The organism is Geodermatophilus sp. SYSU D00691 (assembly GCF_054050275.1).
This window is the reverse complement of sequence record NZ_JBJGYZ010000004.1, coordinates 49,157-71,201: the sequence shown is the minus strand read 5'-3', so window position 1 is coordinate 71,201 and position 22,045 is coordinate 49,157. Positions and strand designations below refer to the sequence as shown.

Annotated in this window: 20 protein-coding genes; 9 read left to right on the top strand and 11 right to left on the bottom strand. The window is 74.5% G+C overall.

The window, feature by feature from the left end; translation table 11 throughout:
• Nucleotides 1-594: 594 nt before the first annotated feature.
• Nucleotides 595-996 carry a RidA family protein gene (locus tag ACI797_RS04115; protein WP_456857234.1) on the top strand — a complete coding sequence of 134 codons (402 nt, stop codon included), beginning with the start codon at nt 595-597 and terminating at the stop codon, nt 994-996.
• A gap of 75 nt (nt 997-1,071) precedes the next feature.
• On the opposite strand, the gene rplI is transcribed toward ACI797_RS04115, so the two are convergent.
• The 5 genes from rplI to ACI797_RS04090 form a co-directional block, all read right to left on the bottom strand.
• On the bottom strand, nt 1,072-1,518 hold the full coding sequence (gene rplI, locus ACI797_RS04110) for a 50S ribosomal protein L9 (protein ID WP_456857233.1): 447 nt from the start codon (nt 1,516-1,518) through the stop codon (nt 1,072-1,074).
• An 11-nt stretch (nt 1,519-1,529) separates the two neighbouring features.
• Nucleotides 1,530-1,766 carry a 30S ribosomal protein S18 gene (gene rpsR / locus ACI797_RS04105; protein ID WP_179716001.1) on the bottom strand — a complete coding sequence of 79 codons (237 nt, stop codon included), beginning with the start codon at nt 1,764-1,766 and terminating at the stop codon, nt 1,530-1,532.
• Nucleotides 1,767-1,804: 38 nt separating this feature from the next.
• The gene (locus tag ACI797_RS04100) at nt 1,805-2,293 is read right to left on the bottom strand and encodes a single-stranded DNA-binding protein (RefSeq protein ID WP_456857232.1); all 489 of its coding nucleotides are present in this window, start codon (nt 2,291-2,293) and stop codon (nt 1,805-1,807) included.
• A 2-nt stretch (nt 2,294-2,295) separates the two neighbouring features.
• On the bottom strand, nt 2,296-2,583 hold the full coding sequence (rpsF, locus tag ACI797_RS04095; protein WP_456857231.1) for a 30S ribosomal protein S6: 288 nt from the start codon (nt 2,581-2,583) through the stop codon (nt 2,296-2,298).
• A 220-nt stretch (nt 2,584-2,803) separates the two neighbouring features.
• On the bottom strand, nt 2,804-3,859 hold the full coding sequence (locus tag ACI797_RS04090; protein ID WP_456857230.1) for a hypothetical protein: 1,056 nt from the start codon (nt 3,857-3,859) through the stop codon (nt 2,804-2,806).
• Between the two features lie 142 nt (nt 3,860-4,001).
• Here ACI797_RS04090 and ACI797_RS04085 point away from each other — a divergent pair, with 142 nt between their 5' ends.
• A complete protein-coding gene (locus tag ACI797_RS04085; RefSeq protein ID WP_456857229.1) occupies nt 4,002-4,814 on the top strand; it encodes a deoxyribonuclease IV in 813 nt (270 codons plus the stop codon).
• Between the two features lie 2 nt (nt 4,815-4,816).
• Here ACI797_RS04085 and ACI797_RS04080 read toward each other — a convergent pair whose 3' ends face one another.
• The 3 genes from ACI797_RS04080 to ACI797_RS04070 all read right to left on the bottom strand — a co-directional run bounded on the left by ACI797_RS04080 (nt 4,817) and on the right by ACI797_RS04070 (nt 9,440).
• Nucleotides 4,817-6,337 carry a glycosyltransferase family 87 protein gene (locus ACI797_RS04080; protein ID WP_456857228.1) on the bottom strand — a complete coding sequence of 507 codons (1,521 nt, stop codon included), beginning with the start codon at nt 6,335-6,337 and terminating at the stop codon, nt 4,817-4,819.
• 22 nt (nt 6,338-6,359) lie between these two features.
• Nucleotides 6,360-8,864 (bottom strand): transglycosylase domain-containing protein, encoded by a 2,505-nt coding sequence (locus ACI797_RS04075; RefSeq protein ID WP_456857227.1) that lies wholly within the window; start codon nt 8,862-8,864, stop codon nt 6,360-6,362.
• A gap of 165 nt (nt 8,865-9,029) precedes the next feature.
• Nucleotides 9,030-9,440 carry a DUF5318 domain-containing protein gene (locus ACI797_RS04070; protein WP_456857226.1) on the bottom strand — a complete coding sequence of 137 codons (411 nt, stop codon included), beginning with the start codon at nt 9,438-9,440 and terminating at the stop codon, nt 9,030-9,032.
• 160 nt (nt 9,441-9,600) lie between these two features.
• Here ACI797_RS04070 and ACI797_RS04065 point away from each other — a divergent pair, with 160 nt between their 5' ends.
• The 3 genes from ACI797_RS04065 (at nt 9,601) to ACI797_RS04055 (ending at nt 12,373) form a co-directional block, all read left to right on the top strand.
• Nucleotides 9,601-10,248 carry a PadR family transcriptional regulator gene (locus ACI797_RS04065; protein ID WP_456857225.1) on the top strand — a complete coding sequence of 216 codons (648 nt, stop codon included), beginning with the start codon at nt 9,601-9,603 and terminating at the stop codon, nt 10,246-10,248.
• A gap of 74 nt (nt 10,249-10,322) precedes the next feature.
• On the top strand, nt 10,323-11,402 hold the full coding sequence (locus tag ACI797_RS04060; RefSeq protein ID WP_456857224.1) for an inositol-3-phosphate synthase: 1,080 nt from the start codon (nt 10,323-10,325) through the stop codon (nt 11,400-11,402).
• A 200-nt stretch (nt 11,403-11,602) separates the two neighbouring features.
• Nucleotides 11,603-12,373, top strand: coding sequence for a hypothetical protein (locus ACI797_RS04055; RefSeq protein WP_456857223.1), 771 nt, complete (start codon nt 11,603-11,605; stop codon nt 12,371-12,373).
• Nucleotides 12,374-12,468: 95 nt separating this feature from the next.
• On the opposite strand, the gene ACI797_RS04050 is transcribed toward ACI797_RS04055, so the two are convergent.
• Nucleotides 12,469-13,023 carry a YqgE/AlgH family protein gene (locus ACI797_RS04050; protein ID WP_456857222.1) on the bottom strand — a complete coding sequence of 185 codons (555 nt, stop codon included), beginning with the start codon at nt 13,021-13,023 and terminating at the stop codon, nt 12,469-12,471.
• A 271-nt stretch (nt 13,024-13,294) separates the two neighbouring features.
• On the opposite strand from ACI797_RS04050, the gene ACI797_RS04045 reads away from it, so the two are divergent.
• Nucleotides 13,295-14,596: an MFS transporter gene (locus tag ACI797_RS04045; protein WP_456857221.1), complete on the top strand. Its 1,302-nt coding sequence runs from the start codon at nt 13,295-13,297 to the stop codon at nt 14,594-14,596.
• A 20-nt stretch (nt 14,597-14,616) separates the two neighbouring features.
• Here the strand turns inward: ACI797_RS04045 and ACI797_RS04040 are convergent, their stop codons facing one another.
• Entirely contained in the window at nt 14,617-15,318 is a 702-nt protein-coding gene (locus ACI797_RS04040; RefSeq protein ID WP_456857220.1) for a hypothetical protein, read from the bottom strand.
• Between the two features lie 311 nt (nt 15,319-15,629).
• Entirely contained in the window at nt 15,630-17,135 is a 1,506-nt protein-coding gene (locus tag ACI797_RS04035; protein ID WP_456857219.1) for a CCA tRNA nucleotidyltransferase, read from the bottom strand.
• A gap of 42 nt (nt 17,136-17,177) precedes the next feature.
• On the opposite strand from ACI797_RS04035, the gene ACI797_RS04030 reads away from it, so the two are divergent.
• From ACI797_RS04030 to murJ, 3 genes are read left to right on the top strand one after another with little or no spacing between them, the layout of a single operon-like run.
• Nucleotides 17,178-17,654: an NUDIX hydrolase gene (locus ACI797_RS04030; RefSeq protein WP_456539463.1), complete on the top strand. Its 477-nt coding sequence runs from the start codon at nt 17,178-17,180 to the stop codon at nt 17,652-17,654.
• On the top strand, nt 17,651-19,930 hold the full coding sequence (locus ACI797_RS04025) for a DUF6049 family protein (RefSeq protein WP_456857218.1): 2,280 nt from the start codon (nt 17,651-17,653) through the stop codon (nt 19,928-19,930). Before ACI797_RS04030 ends, ACI797_RS04025 begins: the two co-directional genes overlap by 4 nt.
• A complete protein-coding gene (murJ, locus tag ACI797_RS04020) occupies nt 19,927-22,038 on the top strand; it encodes a murein biosynthesis integral membrane protein MurJ (protein ID WP_456857217.1) in 2,112 nt (703 codons plus the stop codon). Before ACI797_RS04025 ends, murJ begins: the two co-directional genes overlap by 4 nt.
• The last annotated feature ends 7 nt before the right edge of the window (nt 22,039-22,045 follow it).

Here is a 22,045-nt window from a genome sequence, read left to right as displayed (position 1 = left end):
GCCGAACCCCTCCATCCACTCTCTGCGCACCCGCGAGCAGACCCCCGGCCCCTGGCCGGGGGTCTGGTGGGGGAAGCACCAGGACGCGACACGCACGACTCGAACACTTGTTCGGGTCGGTTCTACCGCCGGGGGCCGACAACTCCGGGCTCCGGCGGCGAGCGAGGAAGACGTTAGGAAGCGCGGACGGACCAGTCCAACACCCGTGGGGACGTCGTTCTGCACAACTTGTGGACAAGTCGGTGGATGGACGCATGTCGACATGTGGAGAGCGGTCGGGACAGCCGCCGTACACCCGCCGTCTTCCGGCCCGCCACCTGCGCGAAGGCTGCCCACCGCCTGTGGACGGGAGAAAGACGGGAACTTCCCGCGCGTCGTCCCCCGGCGTGTCGCCGACGCCGTCCGTCGGGGCCCAGCCGCCCCAGTGTCCACAGGGCGCGTCGGTCACCCTCGAGGCGCTGAGGGATGCGGAGAGTCGGCGTCCACGCCGTGTCGTGCTGCTGCCCGGCGTCGACGACCTCCGGGGGACCGCCGCCGGTCCAGCATTGTCGTCCACGCCGGCCGGGAGCCGGCATCGAGCGGAAGGAGCCCGCGATGGCGCTGACCCGAACCCCCGTCAACCCCTGGGCCTGGTCGCGGGCCTACGGCTTCAACCAGGCAGAGGTCGTGGAGGGCGCGAGCCGGGTGCTGGTGCTCTCCGGGCAGGCCGCGACGGCGGAGGACGGCTCGCCGCAGCACGTGGGCGACCTCGCTGCCCAGGTCGATCTGGCCCTGGACAACGTCGAGGCCGTGTTGCGGGACGCCGGCATGACGCTGGGCAACGTGGTCCGCATCCAGGTCTTCACGACCGACGTCGACGCGATGCTGGGGGCGTGGGAGGGCCTCGCGAAGCGGTTCGCGGCGGCCGGCGGGACGTTCACCAGCACGCTGATCGGGGTCACCCGCCTCGCGTTCCCCGAGCTGGTGGTGGAGATCGAGGCCACGGCCGTCGCCTAGCGGCGCGCGGAGGCCGGAAACGCCGCGAGGGGCGCCGGACCAGCAGGTCCGGCGCCCCTCGCGGGCCGTTTCCGGCTATGCGGGGACGACGTCGATCTTCAGCTGCGTCGTGACCTCGGGGTGCACCCGCACCGTGACGGTGTGCTCGCCGGTGGTCTTGATGCTGCTGGGCAGCTCGATCCGGCGACGGTCGAGCTCCGGGCCGCCGGCGGCGGTGACCGCGGCGGCGACGTCGGCGGTGGTGACGCGGCCGAACAGCCGGCCCTCGGCGCCGGCGCGGGCCGGCACGCGGACGGTGAGCCCGCTGAGGCGCCCGGCCACGGCCTGCGCGTCCTCGTGCGAGCGCACCTCGCGGGTGGCACGCGCCCGGCGCAGCGACTCCACCTGCTTCTCGGCCCCACGGGTGGCCTGGATGGCCAGCCCGCGCGGCAGGAGGTAGTTGCGGCCGTAGCCGCCCTTGACCTCGACGGTGTCACCGGAGCTGCCGAGCCCGGTGACCTCCTGCGTGAGGATCAGCTTCATCGTGCTCATGGTCAGCGCGCCGTCGAGGTGTAGGGCAGCAGGGCCATCTCACGGCTGTTCTTCACGGCCGTGGCGACGTCCCGCTGGTGCTGGCTGCAGTTGCCGCTGACGCGGCGGGCACGGATCTTGCCGCGGTCGGAGATGAACTTCCGCAGCAGCGCCGTGTCCTTGTAGTCGATGTAGGTCGCCTTGTCCTTGCAGAACTGGCAGACCTTCTTCTTGGGCTTGCGAACGGGTGGCTTGGGCACCGGGGTTCTCCAGGAAAGAGGTGTGTGAGGGGAAAGGCTCAGAAGGGCGGCTCGTCGGACGGACCGGCGGGCGTCGACCAGGGGTCGCTGGCACCGCCGCCACCGCCGAAGCCGCCGCCACCGCCACCGCCGCCGCCACCGAAGCCGCCGCCACCCTCACCGCGCGAGGCGCGGGTGACCTTGGCCGTGGCGTACCGGAGCGAGGGGCCGATCTCGTCGACCTCCAGCTCGATGACGGTGCGCTTCTCGCCTTCCTTGGTCTCGAACGAGCGCTGCTTGAGCCGGCCGGTCACGATGACCCGGGAGCCGCGGGTCAGGGACTCGGCGACGTTCTCCGCCGCCTGCCGCCAGACGTTGCAGCGGAGGAACAGCGCCTCGCCGTCCTTCCACTCCTGCGACTGGCGGTCGAAGGTCCGCGGCGTGGAGGCCACGGTGAAGTTGGCGACGGCAGCGCCGGAGGGCGTGAAGCGCAGCTCCGGATCGGCGGTCAGGTTGCCGATCACGGTGATGACGGTCTCGCCGGCCATGGTCAGTGGACCTCGGGCCGCATCAGCTTCGTGCGCAGGACCGACTCGTTGAGGTTGAGCTGCCGGTCGAGCTCGGCCACGTCGGCCGGCTCGGCCTGGATGTCGATGACGGCGTAGATGCCCTCGACCTGCTTCTTGATCTCGTAGGCCATGCGGCGACGGCCCCAGATCTCGGTCTTCACGGTGCCGCCGGCCTTGGTCACGACCGTCAGGAACCGGTCGAGGGAGGGCGCGATCGTGCGCTCCTCCAGGTCGGGGTCGAGGATGACCATCAGTTCGTAGTGACGCACGGAGAACCCCACCTCCTCTGGTCTGGACGGCTGCAGTCGGTCTGCAGCAGGAGGGTCGTACACGCGTCGCGCGCCCCGGCACCGGCCGGAACGCGCCTCGACAAGGCTACCAGCGCCCCGGAGCGGCCCGGTCCGCCGTCCACAGGCGCCCGCGTTCCACGGGGAACGCGGCGCGGCCGCCGCCCCGCAGCGGGACGGCGGCCGCGTGGCAGCGGAGCGTTCAGCGGCGGCGGTGCGCGCCCTTGACGGCGCGGGCGGCCTGCTGGGTGCGGACCAGGGCGGCGGTGACGGCGGCCAGCGCGACCACCGCCGCCAGCGCGGGCACCGGCAGGTTCGCCGCCGAGCCGGAGCCGGGCGCCGCGACCTGGCTGTCGGCCTCCTCCAAGCCGTCGCCGTCCAGCCCCGCGAGCTGGCCGAAGACCGGCACCGAGGCGCCGTCGTAGGTGCCGGCGATCCCGCTGGCACCCGAGCCGCCGGTGGCGCCGCCCGACGAGCCCCCGCCCCGCGCGGTGAAGCGCGACGGGTCGAAGGCGGCCGCGGCGGCGCTGTCGACCGGCGCCATCTGCGGCGCGCCCGCACCGGTGTCGTAGGTGTACTGGGTGCCCGGCACGCTCTGCGCCGTCCCCCCTGTGGTGGTCGTCGTCGTGGTGGTCGTGGTGGTGGGGACCGGCGCGCCCGGCAGCGGGGTCGGGGCGCCACCCGGCGGGGGCAGCGTGCTCGGGACCCCCGGCACCGCGACGGCGACCTCCGGCGGATCGGGCAGGTTGGTGCTCGGCAGGTCGGGCAGCGGCACCAGCGTCTGGACGACGTACGGGATCGGCGCGGGCAGCGGGGGCAGGACGGCGGCGACGGCGTCGACCACCTGGTTGACCAGGTTCGCGGCGAGGCTGCCCTGGGGGACGATCCGGTAGGTGTAGGTGACCGTGCCGGCGGTGGTGGACGGGAACGTCCACGACGTCTGCTGCCCGTACTGCAGCGTGCGCTTCTCGCCGAAGAAGGTCACGGCGACGTCGGTGTGCACGGTGGCCGTCGCCCCGCCGACCAGCGGGAGGGTGACGCCGGTGTCGTAGCTGGCGACCTGGTTGACGAAGGTGACGGTGCCGCCCGCGTCGACGCTGGCGACGGGGGGCGTCAGCGTCCTGATCTGGATCGTCGCGCTGGGGGCCGCGCTGGCCCCCGGGGCCAGCACGACGGCGGCGACCACCGCTGCCAGCCAGGCGAGCACCAGGGCGCCGAGGCCCCGCCCTGCGCTGCGCCGCATCCGACCGGTTGCCATCAGCTCCGCACCTCCGCGTCCACGTCGCGCCCCCGCCGGCGCCTGCTACCAGCGGGTAACCCCCGTCACGCTGGCAGAACGATGATGTGTGAGCGGGGTTACGGCTAAACCTGGAGTTGCAGCCGAACTAGGGTCGATCCTCGTGGCGAGACACCCGATCGGCGTACACGTCGGCCCCGGGCTGACCGGGGACAACGAGCTGCTGGACGGCGGTCCGCTCGCGCGGGCGGCCGAGATGGACGCCGACGGGGTGCAGGTCTTCCTCGCCGATCCGCAGGACTGGAAGGCGCCCAAGCCGCGTCCGGACGCCGAGGCGCTGCGCGACAGCGACGTCCTGGTCGTCGTGCACGCGCCGTACGTGATGAACGTGGCGTCGACCAACAACCGGATCAGGATCCCGAGCCGCAAGCTGCTGGGCCAGCACGCGACCGCGGCGGCCGCGGTGGGCGCGCACGGCCTCGTGGTCCACGGCGGCCACGTGCTCGCCAAGGACGACCCGGCCGTCGGCGTCGACAACTGGCGCAAGACCTTCGCCCGCCAGGCCGAGGGCGGCGGGTTCCCCCTGCCGCTGCTCATCGAGAACACCGCCGGCGGCGAGAACGCGATGGCCCGCGAGCTCGACGCCATCGGCCGGCTGTGGGAGGCGGTGGGCGAATTCGGCGCGGGCTTCGTGCTCGACACGTGCCACGCCTGGGCGGCCGGCTGGGACCTCGCCACGGCGGTCGAGGACGTGACGGCCCGCACCGGCCGGCTCGACCTCGTGCACCTGAACAACAGCCGCGACCCGGCGGGCTCCGGCCGCGACCGGCACGCGCCGCTGACCGAGGGGGAGATCCCGGTCGAGCTGCTGGTCGAGGTCGCCCGGGCGGCCGGCTGCCCCGTCGTCCTGGAGACCCCCGGCGACGCCGCCGCCCACGCGGAGGAGATCGCGCTGCTGCGCGACGCGCTCGGCTGAGCTCAGGAGGGCACCGTCCCCGGGCGCGCTGCGCGCCGCAGGGTCACCTCGTCCTCGGCCCGGTCCAGCACCCCGCCGGCCGGGTCGTCGGTGCCCGGCCACGACCAGCGGACGACGTCCTCGTCGGGCCGCAGCACCTCGCGCACGACCAGACCCATGAGGAAGAGGACGGCGACGTCGCGGAGCCCGACCGCGAGGTAGAACCACTCGACCTCGACGCCCTTGTTGTCGGTGCCGAGGTACCAGAGCATCCGGGGCACCCACAGCAGCGCCTCGGCGGCCTGCCACAGCAGCAGCGAGCGCCACTTCGGGCGGGCCAGGACCGCCAGCGGCAGCAGCCACAGCGAGTACTGCGGGCTCCACACCTTGTTGAGCAGCAGGAAGCCGGCGACCAGCAGGAACGCCAGCTGGGCCACGCGCGGCCGCACCGGCGCGGCGAGGGTCAGCCACGCGACGCCGACCAGGAGCAGCAGCAGGGCGACGGCGACGACGGCGTTGAGCACCGTCGGGGCCTGCCCCTCGGCCGGCGTACCGCCCAGGATCGCGTGGTCGGTGGTGGCCATCAGCAGGTTCCAGACGGTGTCCGGGTCGGCCGGGCGGCTGCCGTTGAGGGCGAAGAAGCGGCCCCAGTTGGCCGGCGCCAGCACCGCGATCGGCCCGTTGACCACGAGCCAGGCCGCGCCCGCCGCCACCACCGTGCGCAGCCAGGCACGCAGCCGACCGGCCCGCAGGCACAGCAGGAAGAGCACCGCGAGCAGGAGCACCGGGTACAGCTTCGCCGCGACGCCCAGGCCGATGAGCACGCCGGCCAGCACCGGCCGGGAGCGCGCCCACGCCCACAGGCCCAGCGTCGACAGGGCGACGGCGAACAGGTCCCAGTTGGTGAAGGCGTGCACGACCAGCAGCGGGGAGAGGCCGACCATCGCGGCGTCCCAGGGCCGCCGGCCCGACAGCCCGAGCACCGCCCGGGTGAGCAGCAGCGCGCAGAGCGAGAGCAGCAGGCAGGTGACGACGTAGTAGCTCTGCACCGGCGGCACCTGCGGCAGCAGGCCGAAGGAACCGGCCAGCCCGTCGTAGCCGCGCGCCAGCGCCGCGGCCAGCGCCATGAAGCCGCCGGTCAGCACCGGGTACTCGATCGCGGAGTCGAGGTAGGGCACCGCGCCGGTGTCCAGGTCGCGCAGCGCGAACAGCGGGACGGTGTCGGAGTAGCAGAGGTGCGTGTACTGCACCCAGCCCGCCCAGTTGCCGCTCGCGCAGGGCGCCTGCTTCAGCCAGGCCAGCGCCAGGCCCGCCGTCGTGAACAGCAGGCACACGCGCAGCGGCGTCCAGAACAGCGCCCGTCCGGTCACCGCGTGCCGGCCCCACGGGCCGCCGACCGCCTCGCTCGCCTGGGCGGCCACCGGGTCGGACCACGTGGGCACCACGCGGTCGGGCCCGGACGGCGGCCCCGCAGACGCCACGGACCCCCCGGCTGCGGTGGCCGAGGGGTCCGTGGCGGTGTCCTGCGGGTGGGGCTGCGTCACCGCCCCAGTCTGCCGCGCCGGGTCACTGGTCGGTCGCGCCGTCCTCGTCGCCCGGGGCCGGTGCGCCGCCCTGTCCCGGCCCGGGCACCGGATTCGGAAGCGGGTTCGGGTTCTCCTCGTCGACCGGTTCCTCCTCGTCCTCCTCGGGTGGCGGCGGGCTGGACGTCGTCGTGGAAGTGCTCGGCGTGGACGGCGGGGGCGCGGAGGACGTCGACGCCTCCGGCGCCGACGACGCCGTCGTCGGCGCGCTGGTCTCCGGGGCCGGCACGCCCTCGCCGGTGTCGCCGTCGATCAGCGCCTCTCTGGGCAGCGGCTCCTCCGGGCTGCCCTCCAGCGCGGTGTTCATGAACTCCTGCCAGATCTCGCCCGGCAGGCCCGCGCCGTAGATGATCCGGCCGCGCGCGTCGACGATCGGCTGCAGCGAGTCGCTGCCCATCCACACCGCCGTCGACAGCGACGGGGTGTAGCCGACCATCCAGGCGTCGGAGTTGTTCTCGGCGTCCAGGCCCTGCGTACCCGTCTTCGACGCCACCGGCCGGCCGCCGGCGAGCGGGCGGTCGGAGTAGTCCGCGACCCCCTCGATGGCGAAGGTGACGTCGTTGGCGACATCGGCCGGAACGGCCTGGTCGCCGGCGTCACCGGTGTTCTCCATCAGCAGCGCGCCCTCGTTGTCCGTCACCCGGGCGACGAAGAAGGGCGCGTGCCGGACGCCGCCGTTGGCCAGCGTGGCGAAGCCGACCGCCTGGTCGATCGGGCGCATCTCGTACTCGCCGATCCCGATCGAGGAACCGGTGTTCCCGGTCTCGGGCGCCGAGAGGGTGCGCTTGCCGTCGAGCAGGCCGCCGTTGTCCGGCCAGGTCTCCGGCATGCCCGTGGCGCGCAGGGCCAGCTCGCGGACGGTGTCCGGGCCGACCTCGTAGGCCAGGCCGTAGAACGTGGTGTTCAGCGACCGGGTGATGGCCTCCTTGAGCGTGCACGCACCGCAGGAGGCGCCGCCGGAGTTGCGCACCGGGGCCTCGCGGTCGGGGAACGTCTGCGGGGAGCTGCCGTCGCGCCGGGCGTTGACGCCGATCCCCCGCTCGAGGGCGGCGGCGAGCACGTAGGGCTTCATCGACGACCCCGGCTGGCGCCGGGCCTGCGCGTAGTCGATCGCGCCCTCGCCCGCGCCGATCGGGCCGCCGTAGTAGGCGCGGACCGCACCGCTGCGCGGGTCGACAGAGACGAGGGCCTGCCGGAGGTTGTCCGGCTCGCCCTCCATGACCTCCTGGACGGCGGTGAGCGCGGCGCTCTGCATGCGCGGGTCGATCGTCGTGGTGATCCGCAGGCCGCCGGCCCGGATCTGGTCCTCGGGGTAGCCCCGGGCCTCGAGCTCGGCGATGACCTGCGAGACGATCAGGCCCTCCGGACCCGTGGGGATGCCCAGGGTCGCGGTGGCCCGGGGCAGCACCGGCGGGTAGGCCGACGCGCTGCGCTCGGCCTCGGAGAGCCAGCCCTCCTCGACCATCGCGTCGAGCACGTTCGCCCAGCGCTCCTGGGCGCCCTGCGGGTCGTTCTCCGGGTCGAGGCGGGACGGGCTGCGGATCAGCACGGCCAGGACGGCGCCCTGCTGCGCGGTCAGCTGCGCGGCGGGGACGCCGAAGTAGGTGTTGGCCGCCGCCTCGATGCCGTACGCGCCGCGGCCGAAGTAGATGGTGTTGAGGTAGTTCTCCAGGATCTCGTTCTTCGAGTAGTTGTTGTCCAGCTTGATCGCCAGGAAGAGCTCCTGGAACTTGCGGCTGAACGTCTGCTCCTGGGTCAGGAAGGCGTTCTTGACGTACTGCTGGGTGATCGTCGAGCCACCCTGCGTCGAGCCGCCCGTCAGGTTGTTCCACGCGGCCCGGACGATGCCGGTGAACGAGATGCCGGGGTCGGAGTAGAAGCTGCGGTTCTCCGCGGCCAGCACCGCGTTGCGGGCCGCCTCGGAGACCTGCTCGAGCCGGACGTTGGTGCGGTTCTCGTCGCCGAGCCGCGCCATCTCGGTCTGGCCGTCACCGTAGTAGATGACCGTCGTCTGCGCGTTCTGCACCGAGTTCGGGTCGGGGACGTCGGTGCTGGCGTAGACGACGCCGACGAAGACGCCGAGCAGCACGAACAGGCCCAGCAGCGTGCCCAGCGCGATCTTCAGGCGGCGACGCCGCCGCTGCTTCTTCGTGCGCGGCGGCTTGCCCTTGCGGCCACCCGGCCGCCCGCCGCCGGACCCACCGCCGGTGGGGCGGCCGCCGGGCGGTCGGGAACCCGGCGGGCGCCCACCACCACCGCTGCCGGCGGCGGCCCGCCGGTCGGACGACGTGCGCCCGGCCGTGGTCCGGCCGCGACCGCTCGCGGCGGCGCTCCGGCCGGCGGCACCGCCGGCCGCGGCACGGGGCCGGCCGGCCCCGGCGGCGCGGCCCTCTCCGCCGCCCCCCGTGCTGCGGGTACGGGCCGGTGGCGGCCGACGCACCGAGCCGGCGCGCGGCGCGACCGGCGAGGTCTCGTCGTGGGAAGGCACGAAGGGGCCCCTCTCGGACTCTCGGACAGGGGACCGTGGTGGTCCCCGGGCAAGCGTGACGTCTTCAGCTGTGGTTCCCGTGGACAACGCGCGACGAACGCGCACGTCACGCGACGCGTGTGACGGAAGGGTCCGCCGTGACCCGTCCCATTCCCCGCAGGCGACCTACTCGGTGGCCGCCCGGCGCTTGCGGCGCGGCTGACGCCCGGGTTCGGGCTCGGCCCCGAGGACGTACGACCCCACCAGATGGTTCCAGCCGCACCCGCGGCACACCTCGACGGTGTAGACCGAGAACTCCTCCTGCATGGCGTCCATGCGGGCGAGCTCCACCTCGGTCTTGGCCTGGCCGGCCGTCGGGCCGAGGTGCTCGCCGTACACGTAGTTCACCAGGGTGAGCCGCTCCTTGCGGCACACCGGGCAGGGGACGTCGGTCTTCTCGCCGTGGTACTTCGCCGCGCGGGAGAGGTAAGGGCTGGCGTCGCAGACCTCGAACAACCCGGTGCGCCCGGAGTACACGTCGGCGAGGACGGCTCGCCGCTGCAGCGAGTAGTCCACGACGGATCGACGTCCGGGCACGGGGGCCAGCGTACGCAGACGCGGCTACCCGCGGCGGATCACCGCGCACCGGGCGGACGGCCGCCGTGGCCCTCCGTTCACCCCGCGTTGGTCGTTCGATGTATCGTCTCGATACATCGACCGCTGCGAGCGGATGCCGGTCCGACGACAGGAGGCGGGCGTGCTCGAGTTCGCCATCCTGGGCCTGCTGCAGCAGGCGTCGATGCACGGGTACGAGCTCCGCAAGGAGCTGGCCTCGCTGCTCGGCGGGCTGCGGACGATCTCCTTCGGCTCCCTGTACCCCGCGCTCAAGCGGCTCCACGCTGCGGGGTACATCACGACGGCCGAGCCCGACCCCAAGGCGCTGCTGCCCGCCGACGCCCCGCCGCTGACCGGGCGCCGGGGGAAGGTCGTCTACACCATCACCGCCGAGGGCAAGGAGCGCTTCCACGAGCTGGTCAGCCAGACCGGCCCGGAGGCGTACGACGACGGCGGGCTCTTCGGCGTCCGCCTCGCCTTCTTCCGGCACACCGCCGCCGACGCCCGGCTCCGGATCCTCGAGGGGCGCCGGCGCACGGTCGAGCGGCAGCGCGAGGGCCTGCGCTCCTCGCTCGCCCGCACCCGCGAGCGCCTCGACCGCTACACCCTCGAGCTGCAGCGGCACGGGCTGGACTCGGTGGACCGGGAGGTCCGCTGGCTGTCCGAGCTCATCGACTCCGAGCGACGCGCCAGCGAACGGCCCGCCTCCGGGCAGGCCGGCGCCGAGCGAGATCCGTCCCCCGACCCGTCCGTGCACCCCCCCGCGGACCCGCAGTCCCCGACCACCTGAACCCCCAGACCACCGCCGTCAGGACCACCCCGGTCCGTGTCCGGACCCCGCGGTCCGAGAAGTGAGGAGCACCCATGGGAAGCGTCAAGGTCGCCATCGTCGGCGTGGGCAACTGCGCCGCGTCGCTCGTGCAGGGCGTCCACTACTACCGGGACGCCGACGAGACGTCGTCCGTGCCCGGCCTGATGCACGTGCGCTTCGGCGACTACCACGTCTCCGACGTGGAGTTCGTCGCCGCGTTCGACGTCGACGCCAAGAAGGTCGGCCAGGACCTGTCCGCGGCGATCGTGGCCAGCGAGAACAACACGATCAAGATCTGCGACGTCCCGCCGCTAGGCGTTCCGGTGCAGCGCGGCACCACCCTCGACGGCCTCGGCAAGTACTACCGGGAGACCATCGAGGAGTCCGACGAGGAGCCGGTGGACGTCGTCGCCGCGCTGCGCGAGTCGGGCGCCGACGTGCTCGTCTGCTACCTGCCCGTGGGGTCGCAGCAGGCGGCCGAGTTCTACGCCCAGGCCGCCCTCGACGCCGAGGTCGCCTTCGTGAACGCGCTGCCGGTGTTCATCGCCGGCACCCCGGAGTGGGCGGACAAGTTCACCGCCGCCGGCGTGCCGATCGTCGGTGACGACATCAAGAGCCAGGTGGGCGCCACCATCACCCACCGCGTGCTGGCCAAGCTCTTCGAGGACCGCGGGGTCCAGCTCGACCGCACGATGCAGCTCAACGTCGGCGGCAACATGGACTTCAAGAACATGCTCGAGCGCGAGCGCCTGGAGTCCAAGAAGATCTCCAAGACCCAGTCGGTCACCAGCCAGGTGCACCGGGACATGGGGCAGGGCAACGTGCACATCGGCCCGTCGGACCACGTGCCGTGGCTGTCGGACCGCAAGTGGGCCTACGTCCGCCTCGAGGGCCGCGCGTTCGGCGACGTCCCGCTGAACCTGGAGTACAAGCTCGAGGTCTGGGACTCCCCGAACTCGGCCGGGATCATCATCGACGCGATCCGCGCGGCGAAGATCGCCAAGGACCGCGGCATCGGTGGCCCGATCCTCTCGGCGTCGTCCTACTTCATGAAGAGCCCGCCGGTGCAGCACTCCGACAGCGAGGCCCGCGACCTGGTGGAGCAGTTCATCCGCGGCGAGATCGAGCGCTGAGGCCTTCCTGCAGGGTCCCGCCACGAGCCTGCGAGTGGTGGGGGGCAGGAAGGTCCTTCCACGCCTCGCCCCCAGCCCTCGCACGCTCGGGCCGGGTCCCTGCGAGGAGGCCGTTCCATCGCGTCACCGGCCCGTCCCGTCCGCGGGGCGGGCCGGTGGCGTTCCCGGGGGTGCACAGCCGGGCTGCCTACCCTGGCGGCATGCCGTCCCGCTCTCGCTCGATCCTGCTCGCCCTGGGACTGGTGCTGGCCCTGCTGACCGGCTGCACCGGCGGCGCGGACGACGAGCGGCTCCCCGGTGACGAGATCACCCGGGAGGAGGCCGACGTCCTCGCCGAGCTCTTGCACCAGAACTTCGAGCACGGCGGGGCGGACTTCGTCGAGACGGCGCCGTACGGCGAGGGGGCGGTGCTGACCCTCACCGGCGAGGTCGACTTCACCCGCTCGATCGGTCGCGCCCAGGCGGTGACGACGTACGAGGACGGCCGGCCGGAGGAGATGCGCACGCTCTTCTTCACCACCGAGGACATCTGGTTCGGCGACGTGCCCGGCCTCTCGGAGGCCCTGGCCGCCCGCGGACTGCCCGACGCGGCGTACGTGCGGCGGCCGATGAGCGCCGCGGCGGGCGGGTCGGCCTCGCTGATCGACGTCCTGGCCCAGCTGGTGCTGAACCTGTCGGCGCGGGCCGCCGACGACCCGGGGGCCTTCATGACCGGGGACTACACGTGGCAGGGGCAGCGCTCGATCGACGGGCAGCTGGTGGCCGAGTACGGGCTGTCCGGCGGCAAGACGGTGGCGATCTCGCACTCCGACGACCTGCTGGTCCAGTACGTGACGCCGCTGCCGGACCAGGACTTCGACGTGACGATCACGCTGTCCGACCACGGGGAGCGGGAGATCGCCCTACCGGCGGCGGAGGAGACCCTCGACGCGGCCACCCAGCCCGAGCTCGCGGCGGAACTGGGCGTCTGAGGACAGCAGGAAGGGGCGGCCTCTTCCCCAGACCGCCCCTTCCCGAGCTCTTCCTACCAGATGCCGTCGGCGCGCGCAGCCCCCGCGCGCGCCGGTCAGTTGGCCGACGGGTCGGCGGGCGCGGTGGACAGCACCGCGAGCCGGCCGGTCTGGCGGCCCATGACGGCGCGCCACAGCTGCGGTCCGGCCATCCGGCTGAGCACGTCGGAGGGCCGGCCGGCCACGCAGGCCCACGCACCCTCGGCGATCTCCCCGGCGAGCTGGCCCGGGGACCAGCCGGCGTAGCCGGCGAACACGCGCAGGCCGGTCAGCCGGCCCTCGAGCGCGTCCGGGTCGCGGTCGAGGTCGACGAGGTAGACGTCGCCGGCCACCCGGCGCAGGCCGTTGTCCTCGGTCACGTCGACGGCCGGCGAGGTGGCCAGGCACAGCGCGGTGTCGGTCTCGCACGGACCGCCGACGTGGAAGACGCCCGGCTCCACCGCGAGGTCGCACCAGCCGGGCAGGACGTCGCGGATCTCGACCTGGCTCGGCCGCCCGAGGACGACGCCGAGGGTGCCGGTCTCGGTGTGGTCGAGGACGTAGACGACGGTGCCGGCGAAGGTGGGGTCCGACAGGGCCGGCATCGCCACCAGCAGCGTCCCGGGACGCACGTCCTCGACCCGGCCGACGGACAGCGGGGGGACGGCGTCCGCAGGACGGCGACCGGTCGCGGGCCTGGCGGGAGGACCGGACTCGGGGTCGGGCGACGAGGGCACCGGAGTCATCGCGGTCCAGTGTGCCCCAGGTCCGCGGCCGGGGGAGGTCGAGCGCGCGCCGTCAAGGGCAGGAGGGCTGTTCGGACCCGGGAAAAGTCACCCGACGGGGCGGCACACGGCTCGGCGGTGACCCGGAGGGCGGTGTACGGCCCCGTACTGTGACCGGGTGCACCAGCAGGAGGCGACGACCGTGCGCCACCTGCTCCGCCGGGGGGACTTCCGGCGGCTGCTCGGCACCCGCCTGCTGTCGCAGTTCGGCGACGGCGTCTTCCAGGCGGCGCTGGCCGGCACGGTGCTGTTCAACCCGCAGCGGGCCGCGGACCCGCTCGACGTCGCGGCGGGGTTCGCCGTCCTGCTCCTGCCCTACTCGCTGGTGGGACCGTTCGCCGGGGTGTGGCTGGACCGGTGGAGCCGCCGGCAGGTGCTGCTGCGCGCCAACGTCGTCCGAGCGGGTCTGGTGGCCGTCGTGGCCGCGCTGGTGCTGGGCGGGGTCGGCGGCACGCCGTTCTACGTCGCGGGGCTGGCCGTCTTCTCGGTGAACCGGTTCGTCCTGGCCGCGCTGTCGGCCGGCCTGCCGCACACCGTGGACGAGCCGTCGCTGGTCTCGGCGAACGCGCTGTCGACGACGTCGGGCGCGGTCGCCACGGTGGTCGGCGGGGGTGCGGCGCTCGGGCTGCTGCAGGTGACCGGCTCCGGCGACGCGGGGTACGCCGTCGTCGCGGTGTCGGCGGCGCTGCCATACCTGGGCGCGGCCGCCGTCGTCTCCGGGTTCACGCGGGCCCACCTGGGGCCCGACCACATGGCCCGCTCGGCGCGGTTGTCGGCCCGCGAGGTGGCCGCCGGCATGGTGGCCGGCGCCCGGCACGCCTGGTCGCACCCGCCGGCCGCGGCGGCGCTCACGGCGATCAGCCTGCACCGGCTGTTCTACGGCGTCCTGACGCTGATGACGCTGCTGCTCTACCGGAACACCTTCGCGGGTTCGGGGCTCTTCCCCGGCGGGCTGGTGGGGCTGGGCGAGGTCGTCGGCGCCGGTGCGGTGGGCACCCTGACCGCCGCGGCGGTGACCCCGTGGGTGGTGCGGCGGATCGGCAAGCCGCGCTGGACGACGGCGCTGCTCGCCGGTGGCGGCCTGGCGCAGCTCGCGCTCGGGCTGCCGTTCGTGCCGCCGACCATCGTCGCGGCCGGCTTCGTGCTGGGGTTCGTGGGCCAGGCGGTGAAGATCTGCGTGGACACCACGCTGCAGGAGGCCGTCGACGACGACTTCCGCGGCCGGGTGTTCTCCGTCTACGACACGCTGTTCAACGTCACGTTCGTGGCGGCGCTGGTGTTCGGGGCCTTCGTGCTGCCGCCGTCGGGCGTCTCCTACCCGATGCTCGTGGCCGTGGGCGCCGGCTACCTCCTCACCGCCGCCCTCTACGCCCGCGCCACCTCCCGCCACCGACTTCCCGGAGTGGATTCGTCGGCGTAACCCGCACGGATCCACTCCGCTCAGGCGACGAGGCGCTGCATCTCCGCCCCGCACGCGGGTCCCTCGTCCCGCAGGCGGCGCACGGGGAAGCGCAGGAGCACGAGCCCGGCCCCGTGGAGCGCGTTCTGCCGCTTGAGGTCCTCACCCCAGTCGCGCGCGCTGAGGTGGTAGGCCATCCCGTCCGCTTCGGCGGCGACACGTCTCCGACGCCAGAGCGCGTCGACGAAGTAAGTGCCGTCGGCCGTCTCCACCGGCGCGTTCCACTCCGGCTCGGGCAACCCGGCCGCGACGACCACACGCCGCAGCTCGCTCTCGCCGACCGACCGCATGCCCCTGCCCGCGTCCTGGACGGCTGCGCGCAGCCATGCCGTCGCCACCCGACCCGCTCGCCGCGTCTCCTCGGCCAGCTGGTCGACGGTCGCCAGCCCGCGCTGGAGGACGTCGGAGACGACGTGGTCCACGTCGGCCCGCCGCCGGGCGCTGAGCGACACGTCGACGGCAGCCCGCGCCGCTCCGGTGGTCCGGAGTCCGGCCAGCTCGACGGCCTCGAGAGCTCGCCGGCTCTGGTGGACGACGACGAATCCGTGCGACGCCATGTGCTGCCCGTGCTCGCGCGAGACCTCCACCATGCCGCCCTCCGGCAGTGCCGCGTAGTCACCGAGGACACCGGCGACGCGACGAGCCGCGGCCAGCTCCTCCGCCTTCGCGCCCCAGAGCCTCAATGCACTGTGGTGGGACAAGCAGGCGCCGTCGCCTGCGTAGGCGAGGGCGACGAGCCAGCGCTCCCGCTGCGTGAGACCTCCCGCGTGGGGGACGACGACGCCACGGACGGGCTCCTGCCACCTGCCGGCCCGGAGCGCCGTCCGGATGCGCGTGTTGCTGATGCCCCGCGCGCGGAGCTGGCCCCGACGGGCGACGGGGAGGTCGGATGGGAACACGGACGACACGGGCACCGCGCGATGGTGGGGGCGTGCCGAGGCGCGCGGCGGTCGCTTTCCACAGCCTGCGCCCCAACGGAGTGGATCTGTGCGCGTTACCCCGACGAATCCACTCCAGTGCGGCGGGTGCGCCACCAGGTGAGGAGCTCGTCCTCCGCCTCCTCGGGGGAGAGCGGGCCGCGCTCGAGCCGCAGGTCCTTGAGGAAGCGCCAGGCCTCGCCGACCTCCCGGCCCGGCGGGATGCCCAGCAGCTCCATGATCGCGTTGCCGTCGAGGTCCGGGCGCACCCGCGCCAGGTCCTCCTTCTCGGCGAGCTCGGCGATCCGCGCCTCGAGGGAGTCGTAGGTCGCCGCCAGCGCCGCGGCCCGCTTGCGGTTGCGGGTCGTGCAGTCCGACCGCACCAGCTTGTGCAGCCGCGGCAGGAGGTCGCCGGCGTCGGTGACGTAGCGGCGCACCGCCGAGTCGGTCCACTCCCCGCGCCCGTAGCCGTGGAAGCGGAGGTGCAGGAAGGTGAGCTTGGCGACGGCGTCGATGACGTCCTTGGGGTAGCGGAGGGCCGTCAGCCGCTTCTTCACCAGCTTCGACCCGACCACCTCGTGGTGGTGGAACGACACCCGCCCGCGCGGCTCGTGCCGCCGGGTCGCCGGCTTGCCGATGTCGTGCAGCAGGGCGGCGAGGCGGAGCACGAGGTCCGGCGACTCGTGCTCGGGGTCGGCCTCCTCCAGCGCGATGGCCTGGTCGAGGACGGTCAGCGAGTGCGCGTAGACGTCCTTGTGCTGGTGGTGCTCGTCGATCTCCATGCGGAGGGCCGACAGCTCCGGCAGGACGACGTCGGCGAGCCCGGTGCCGACGAACAGCTCCAGCGCCGCCCGGGGCGAGCCCTGCAGCAGCGTCTTCGACAGCTCGACCTGCACCCGCTCCGGGGTGATCCGCCCCAGCTCCCCGGCGAGCGCGGTCATCGCCGCGACCACCTCGTCGTCCGGGGTCAGCTGCAGCTGGGCGACGAAGCGGACGGCGCGCAGCATCCGCAGCGGGTCGTCGAGGAAGGAGTCGACCGCCGCACCGGGGGTCCGCAGCCGGCGGGTGAGCAGGTCGCCGAGGCCGCCGTACGGGTCGGTGACCCGGCGGTCGGGCCCCAGCGAGACGGCCATCGCGTTGACCGTGAAGTCGCGCCGGGCGAGGTCGTCCTCGAGCGAGTCGCCCCACGCGACCTCGGGGTTGCGCGACTCCCGGTCGTAGCGGTCCGCCCGGTAGGTGGTGATCTCCAGCCGCGCGCCCCGCACCTCGGCGCCGACGGTGCCGAACTGGATGCCGGTGTTCCACGTGGAACTGGCCCACCCGCGCAGCAGCTCCAGGGTCTGCTCCGGCCGGGCGTCGGTGGTGATGTCGAGGTCCCCCGGCACGCGCGCCGCGCCCGCGCCGGCCGAGAGGAGTGCGTCACGCACCGAACCGCCGACGAGGTGGGCCTCGAACCCGGCCGCCGCGAACCGTTCTCCCAGCTCGGTCAGCACGGGGGAGAGGTCGACGAGCTCCCGCACCGTCTGCTGCACCGCCGGCGGCACGGGCTCGGGTTCGGGACGACTCGGGGGCTCTGCGGACACGACGAGCCAGGGTAGTGGCCGGACGCGCGCTACCCTCCTGGCATGGCTGGGACGGGCGGGCGCGGACGCCCCGGCCGCCGGTTGCGCCGGGTCGACGAGACCTCCGCCGGGGGCCTGGTCGTCGCCGACGACGGGGTCAACGAGCCCCGTGCCGCCCTCATCGGCCGCACCGACCGGCGCGGACGCCTCCTCTGGTCGCTGCCCAAGGGGCACATCGAGGAGGGCGAGACCCCCGAGGACACCGCCGTCCGCGAGGTCGCCGAGGAGACCGGGATCATCGGCGAGGTCGTCGCCCCCCTCGGGATCATCGACTTCTGGTTCGTCGCCGACGGCCGCCGCGTGCACAAGACGGTGCACCACTTCCTGCTCCGCGCGATCGGTGGCGCCCTCTCGGACGCCGACGTCGAGGTGACCGAGGTCGCCTGGGTCCCGCTGTCGGAGCTGTCCGAGCGGCTCGCGTACGCCGACGAGCGGGCACTGGTCGAGCGGGCACCCGCCCTGCTGGCCGACAGCGCGTGAGGGGAACGGCCGCCGACCCCGCCGACGGCCGCTCCCGGCCGGGGTCCCGGACGGTCCTCGCCGTCCTGCTCTGCCTGACGCTGCTCGGCGCACCGCTCCTGCTCGCACCGACGCGCGCCGCCGCGGCGCCCGCCGACGACACCAGCGACCCCGACCGGCCGGTGACGCTCGAGGTCAGCCGGTTCGAGCCGCGCAGCGTCGTCCCCGGCTCGACCATCACGATCACCGGCACGCTGACCAACAGCGGGGACTCCGCGGTCTCCGACCTCGCCGTCCGCCTGCAGCGCGGCGCCGTCCTCACCTCCCGCGCCGAGCTCGCCGCGGCCGACGACGACGCCGACCCGGCCACCACGGAGGTCCCGGCCTTCCAGCCCGTCACCGACGAGCTCGAGCCGGGCGACTCGGCGACCTTCACCTACTCGGTCCCCGCCGACGAGCTGCGGCTGGACCGCGACGGCGTCTACCCGGTCCTGCTGAACGTCAACGGCACCGTCGACGGGGAGGTCCGCCGCGTCGGCGAGCTGGCCACCTACCTCGTGCGGCAGCCGGCGATCCCCGCCGGGCGGACGTCGGTGGCCTGGCTGTGGCCGCTCGTCGAGCGCACGCACCGCACCCCCTCCGGCAGCTTCGCCGACGACGGTCTCGCCGCGGCCGTGACCGAGGGCGGCCGCCTGGACCGTGCCCTGTCCGTCGTCGAGGACCTGCCCCGCGCCGCGCCCGCGGGCGGCGGCGAGGCGGTGCCGACGGTGCCGGTCACCCTCGCCGTCGACCCGGCGCTGCTCGAGGAGCTCGCGCTGATGGCCGCGGGCCCCTACGAGGTGGCCGGGCAGGACGACCCGGGCGAGGGCACCGCGGCCGCCGAGGCGTGGCTCGAGCGGCTGCGCGCCGTCGCCGCCGTCCACCCGGTCGTCGCGCTGCCCTACGGCGACGTCGACGCCGACGCGCTGGTCGCCACCGGCCTGTCCGCCGTCCTGGCGCGCAGCCTGCCGGCGAGCGGGACCGCCGCGGCGACCGCGCCGTCCGACGACGCCACCGGGGCCGGCGCCGGCATCGTCGCCGACGTCCTCGGGGTCCAGCCGCGCACCGACCTCGGCTGGCTCGCCGGCGGCGCCGTGCGCCCCGAGACCCTCGCCGCGCTCCAGGCCGGCGGGGCCGAGCGGGTGGTCCTCGGCGCCGACGCCCTCACCGGCGGCGACGCCGCGCTCGGGCTGGGCACCGCGACCGCGGCCGCCCGGACCAGCGTCGCCCTGCCGCAGGGGTCGGTCGAGGCGCTCGTCGCCGATCCGGCCCTCGGTGCGGTCGCCGCCTCCGCCGGTCAGGTCGCCGGCGGGGTGCGCATCGCCGAGCAGCGCTACCTGGCCGAGCTGGCCCTGCTCAGCCTCACCGCGCCGGCCGACCCCGCCCTGGCCCCCACCGTGCTGGTCGCGCCGCCCCGGCAGGTCGGCGCGGACCCCGACGGCGTGCGGGCGATGATGTCCGACACCGCCGAGCTGCCCTGGTTGCGCGCGGCCGCCGTCGAGGAGCTCGGCGCCGGCCCGGTCGCCGACGCCGGGGCGCTCACCCCGTCGGCCGCGCCGCTCCTGGACGGCGGCGGGCTGGCCTCCGTCGCCGAGGCGGTCGCCGTCCGGGACGACCTCGCCGGGGCCGCCGTGGGGTCCCCGGACGCCGCGCTGGCCCCGCAGGACGCCGCCACTGCCCGCACCGCGGCGGTGGCCTGGCGCGCCGACCCCGCCGGCTTCCGCACCGCCGCCGAGGCCCTCGCCGACAGCATCGAGCGGCTGCGCGACCGCGTCACGCTGGTCGCCCCCGCCGACGGCACCTACAGCCTCGCCTCCAGCGACGCCCCGCTGGTCCTGACCGTGCGCAACGACCTGCCGTTCGCCGTCCGGGTGCGGCTGGACGTGCGGACCGTCGGCAACGTGGGGCTGCGGATCGAGGACATCGGCCTGCAGGAGCTCGCCCCCGGCGAGCGGACGACGCTGCAGGTGCCGACGTCGATCCGCCAGTCCGGCCGCGTGGCCGTCACCGCCGCCCTGACCACGCCCAGCGGTGGGCCGCTCGGCGAGCAGGTGCGCATCCAGGTCAAGAGCACCGCCTACGGCGCCATCTCGCTGAGCATCACCATCGGTGCGGCCGTGCTGCTCGGCCTGCTCTTCCTGCGCCGGCTCGTCCTGTTCCTGGTCCGCCGCCGCCGCGGCCCGTCCGACGGCATCCCGACCGGCCCGGCCCCCGAGGGCGCGTCCGTGCCGCTGCCGCCCACCCGGAGCCCGGTGTGACGCCCGGACCCGAGGGGCCCGTCGAGGAACGGGACCGGCAGAACGGCCCTGCTGCAGGGGCCCGTCGCGAGCTGGCGAGCGACGGGGCGCAGCAGGGTCCTTCGACTGTCCCGCCGGCCGCCCCGCGCACGCGGGCCGGGCGCGGGCCCGCGCCGCTGCCCCCGCCGCCGTACAAGGAGGCACCCCCGCCGTCGGTCCCGTCGGCCGACGCCCTGTCCGGCCGGCCGCCGTCGGCCGAGCGCCCCGCCGTCCGGGCGCCGGCGCCCCCGCCGGTACTACCGCCCGCCGCCCCGCCGGTGCCCCCGCCGCCGGCCTACCCCGCCCACGACGCGCAGCCCCGCCGGATGCCGCTGCCCCCGCCACCGCCCCCGCGGCGGCGGTTCGTGCCGCACCCGGAGGAGGAGTTCACCCAGCTCATCCCCGTGCTGCCGCCGGTGCCCCGCGCGGTCGAGGAGAGCGACGAGGAGGCCGAGCAGCGGGAGGGCGCCCCCGGGGCCAGCCGGGGCATCCTCCGGGCCGCCAGCACCATGGCGGTGGCCACGCTCGTCAGCCGGATCACCGGCCTGCTGCGCACCATGGTGCTCGCCGCGGCGCTGGGCGTCGGCCTGGTCAACGACGCCTACAACACGGCCAACACGCTGCCGAACATCGTCTACGAGCTGCTCATCGGCGGCGTCCTCACGTCGGTGATCGTGCCGCTGCTGGTGCACGCCCAGGAGCGCGACGCCGACCGCGGCACCGCGTACGCGCAGCGGCTCTCGACGCTGGCGATCACCGGGCTGGTCGGCGTCACCGTGCTCGCGGTGCTGGCCGCCCCGCTGCTCACGAACCTCTACGGCATCGACGGCGACCCCGAGCAGGTCCGGCTGGCCAACTGGCTGGCCCGCCTGCTGCTCGTCGAGATCGTCTTCTACGGCATCGGCGCGCTGGCCACCGCGATCCTCAACTCCCGCGACGTCTTCGGCCCGCCCGCCTGGGCGCCGGTGCTCAACAACGTCGTCGTCATCGCGACCGGCCTGCTGTTCATCGCGGCCAGCGGCCCGGGGGAGCTGACGCCGGCGACCATCACGTCCGGGCAGGTGTGGCTGCTCGGCATCGGCACGACCCTGGGCATCGCCGTCCAGGCGCTGGTGCTGCTGCCGCTGCTGCCGAAGGCGGGCGTGCCGCTGCGCCCGCGCTGGGGGCTGAAGAACACCGGCCTGCGCGAGGCCGGCACCCTCGGGCTCTGGGTCATCGGCTACGTGGCGGTCAGCCAGATCGGCGTCGTCGTCGCCACCAACGTGGCCAACGACGCCGGACGCGAGGGCGGCCTCGGGTCGAGCGCCTTCGCGATCGCCAGCCTGCTGTTCCAGATGCCCTACGGGATCATCGGCGTCGCCCTGCTCACCGCGCTGCTGCCGCGGATGAGCCGCGCGGCCTCGCGCCGCGACGTGCCCGGCGTGGTCAAGGACCTCGCGCTGGGCACCCGCCTGTCCGCGCTGGGCCTCCTGCCGGTCACCGCCGCGCTGGTGGTCCTGGGCCCGCCGCTGGCCACGGTCGCCTTCGCCCGCGGGAACACCAGCGTCGCCGAGGCCCAGGGCATCGGCACCGCGCTGGCCATCGGCGCGTTCGGGCTGCTGCCGATGGCGGTCACCCTCCTGCAGCTGCGGGTCTTCTACGCGATGAAGGACGCCCGGACGCCGACCCTCATCCAGATCGGCATGGTCGCCGTCCGCGTGCCGCTGCTGCTCCTGGTCCCGGTCGTCGTCGGTCCGGAGCACGTGGTGGCCGGGCTGATGCTGGTCACGAGCGTCACCTACGTCGCCGGCTGGGTCCTCGGCGACCTCGCCATCCGCCGCTCGCTCGGCGCCACCCGCGACCGCGAGACGCTGGGACCGGTCCTCCGGCTGGTCGCCGTGTCGGGCGCCGCCGGCCTCCTCGGCTGGGGCACGGTCACCCTTCTGGGTCACGTTTTGGGCACATCGGTGGCAGGCTCGCTCGTCACTCTCCTGGTCGGTACCGTGGTCATCGGCGTCGCGACCGCTGCTGGTCTCGTGGTCGCCCGCGTCCCCGAGGTCCGGGAGCCCCTGGCGGCGATCCGGTCCCGCCTCGGGCGCGGACGAGCGTGAGACCCGG

Bases quoted from the DNA above. Each gene is read 5' to 3' on its own strand.
- ACI797_RS04115 (WP_456857234.1), top strand. From the start codon at position 595: ATGGCGCTGACCCGAACCCCCGTCAACCCCTGGGCCTGGTCGCGGGCC.
- ACI797_RS04100 (WP_456857232.1), bottom strand. From the start codon at position 2,293: ATGGCCGGCGAGACCGTCATCACCGTGATCGGCAACCTGACCGCCGAT.
- ACI797_RS04090 (WP_456857230.1), bottom strand. From the start codon at position 3,859: ATGGCAACCGGTCGGATGCGGCGCAGCGCAGGGCGGGGCCTCGGCGCC.
- rplI (WP_456857233.1), bottom strand. From the start codon at position 1,518: ATGAAGCTGATCCTCACGCAGGAGGTCACCGGGCTCGGCAGCTCCGGT.
- ACI797_RS04055 (WP_456857223.1), top strand. From the start codon at position 11,603: ATGCCGTCCCGCTCTCGCTCGATCCTGCTCGCCCTGGGACTGGTGCTG.
- ACI797_RS04060 (WP_456857224.1), top strand. From the start codon at position 10,323: ATGGGAAGCGTCAAGGTCGCCATCGTCGGCGTGGGCAACTGCGCCGCG.
- ACI797_RS04030 (WP_456539463.1), top strand. From the start codon at position 17,178: ATGGCTGGGACGGGCGGGCGCGGACGCCCCGGCCGCCGGTTGCGCCGG.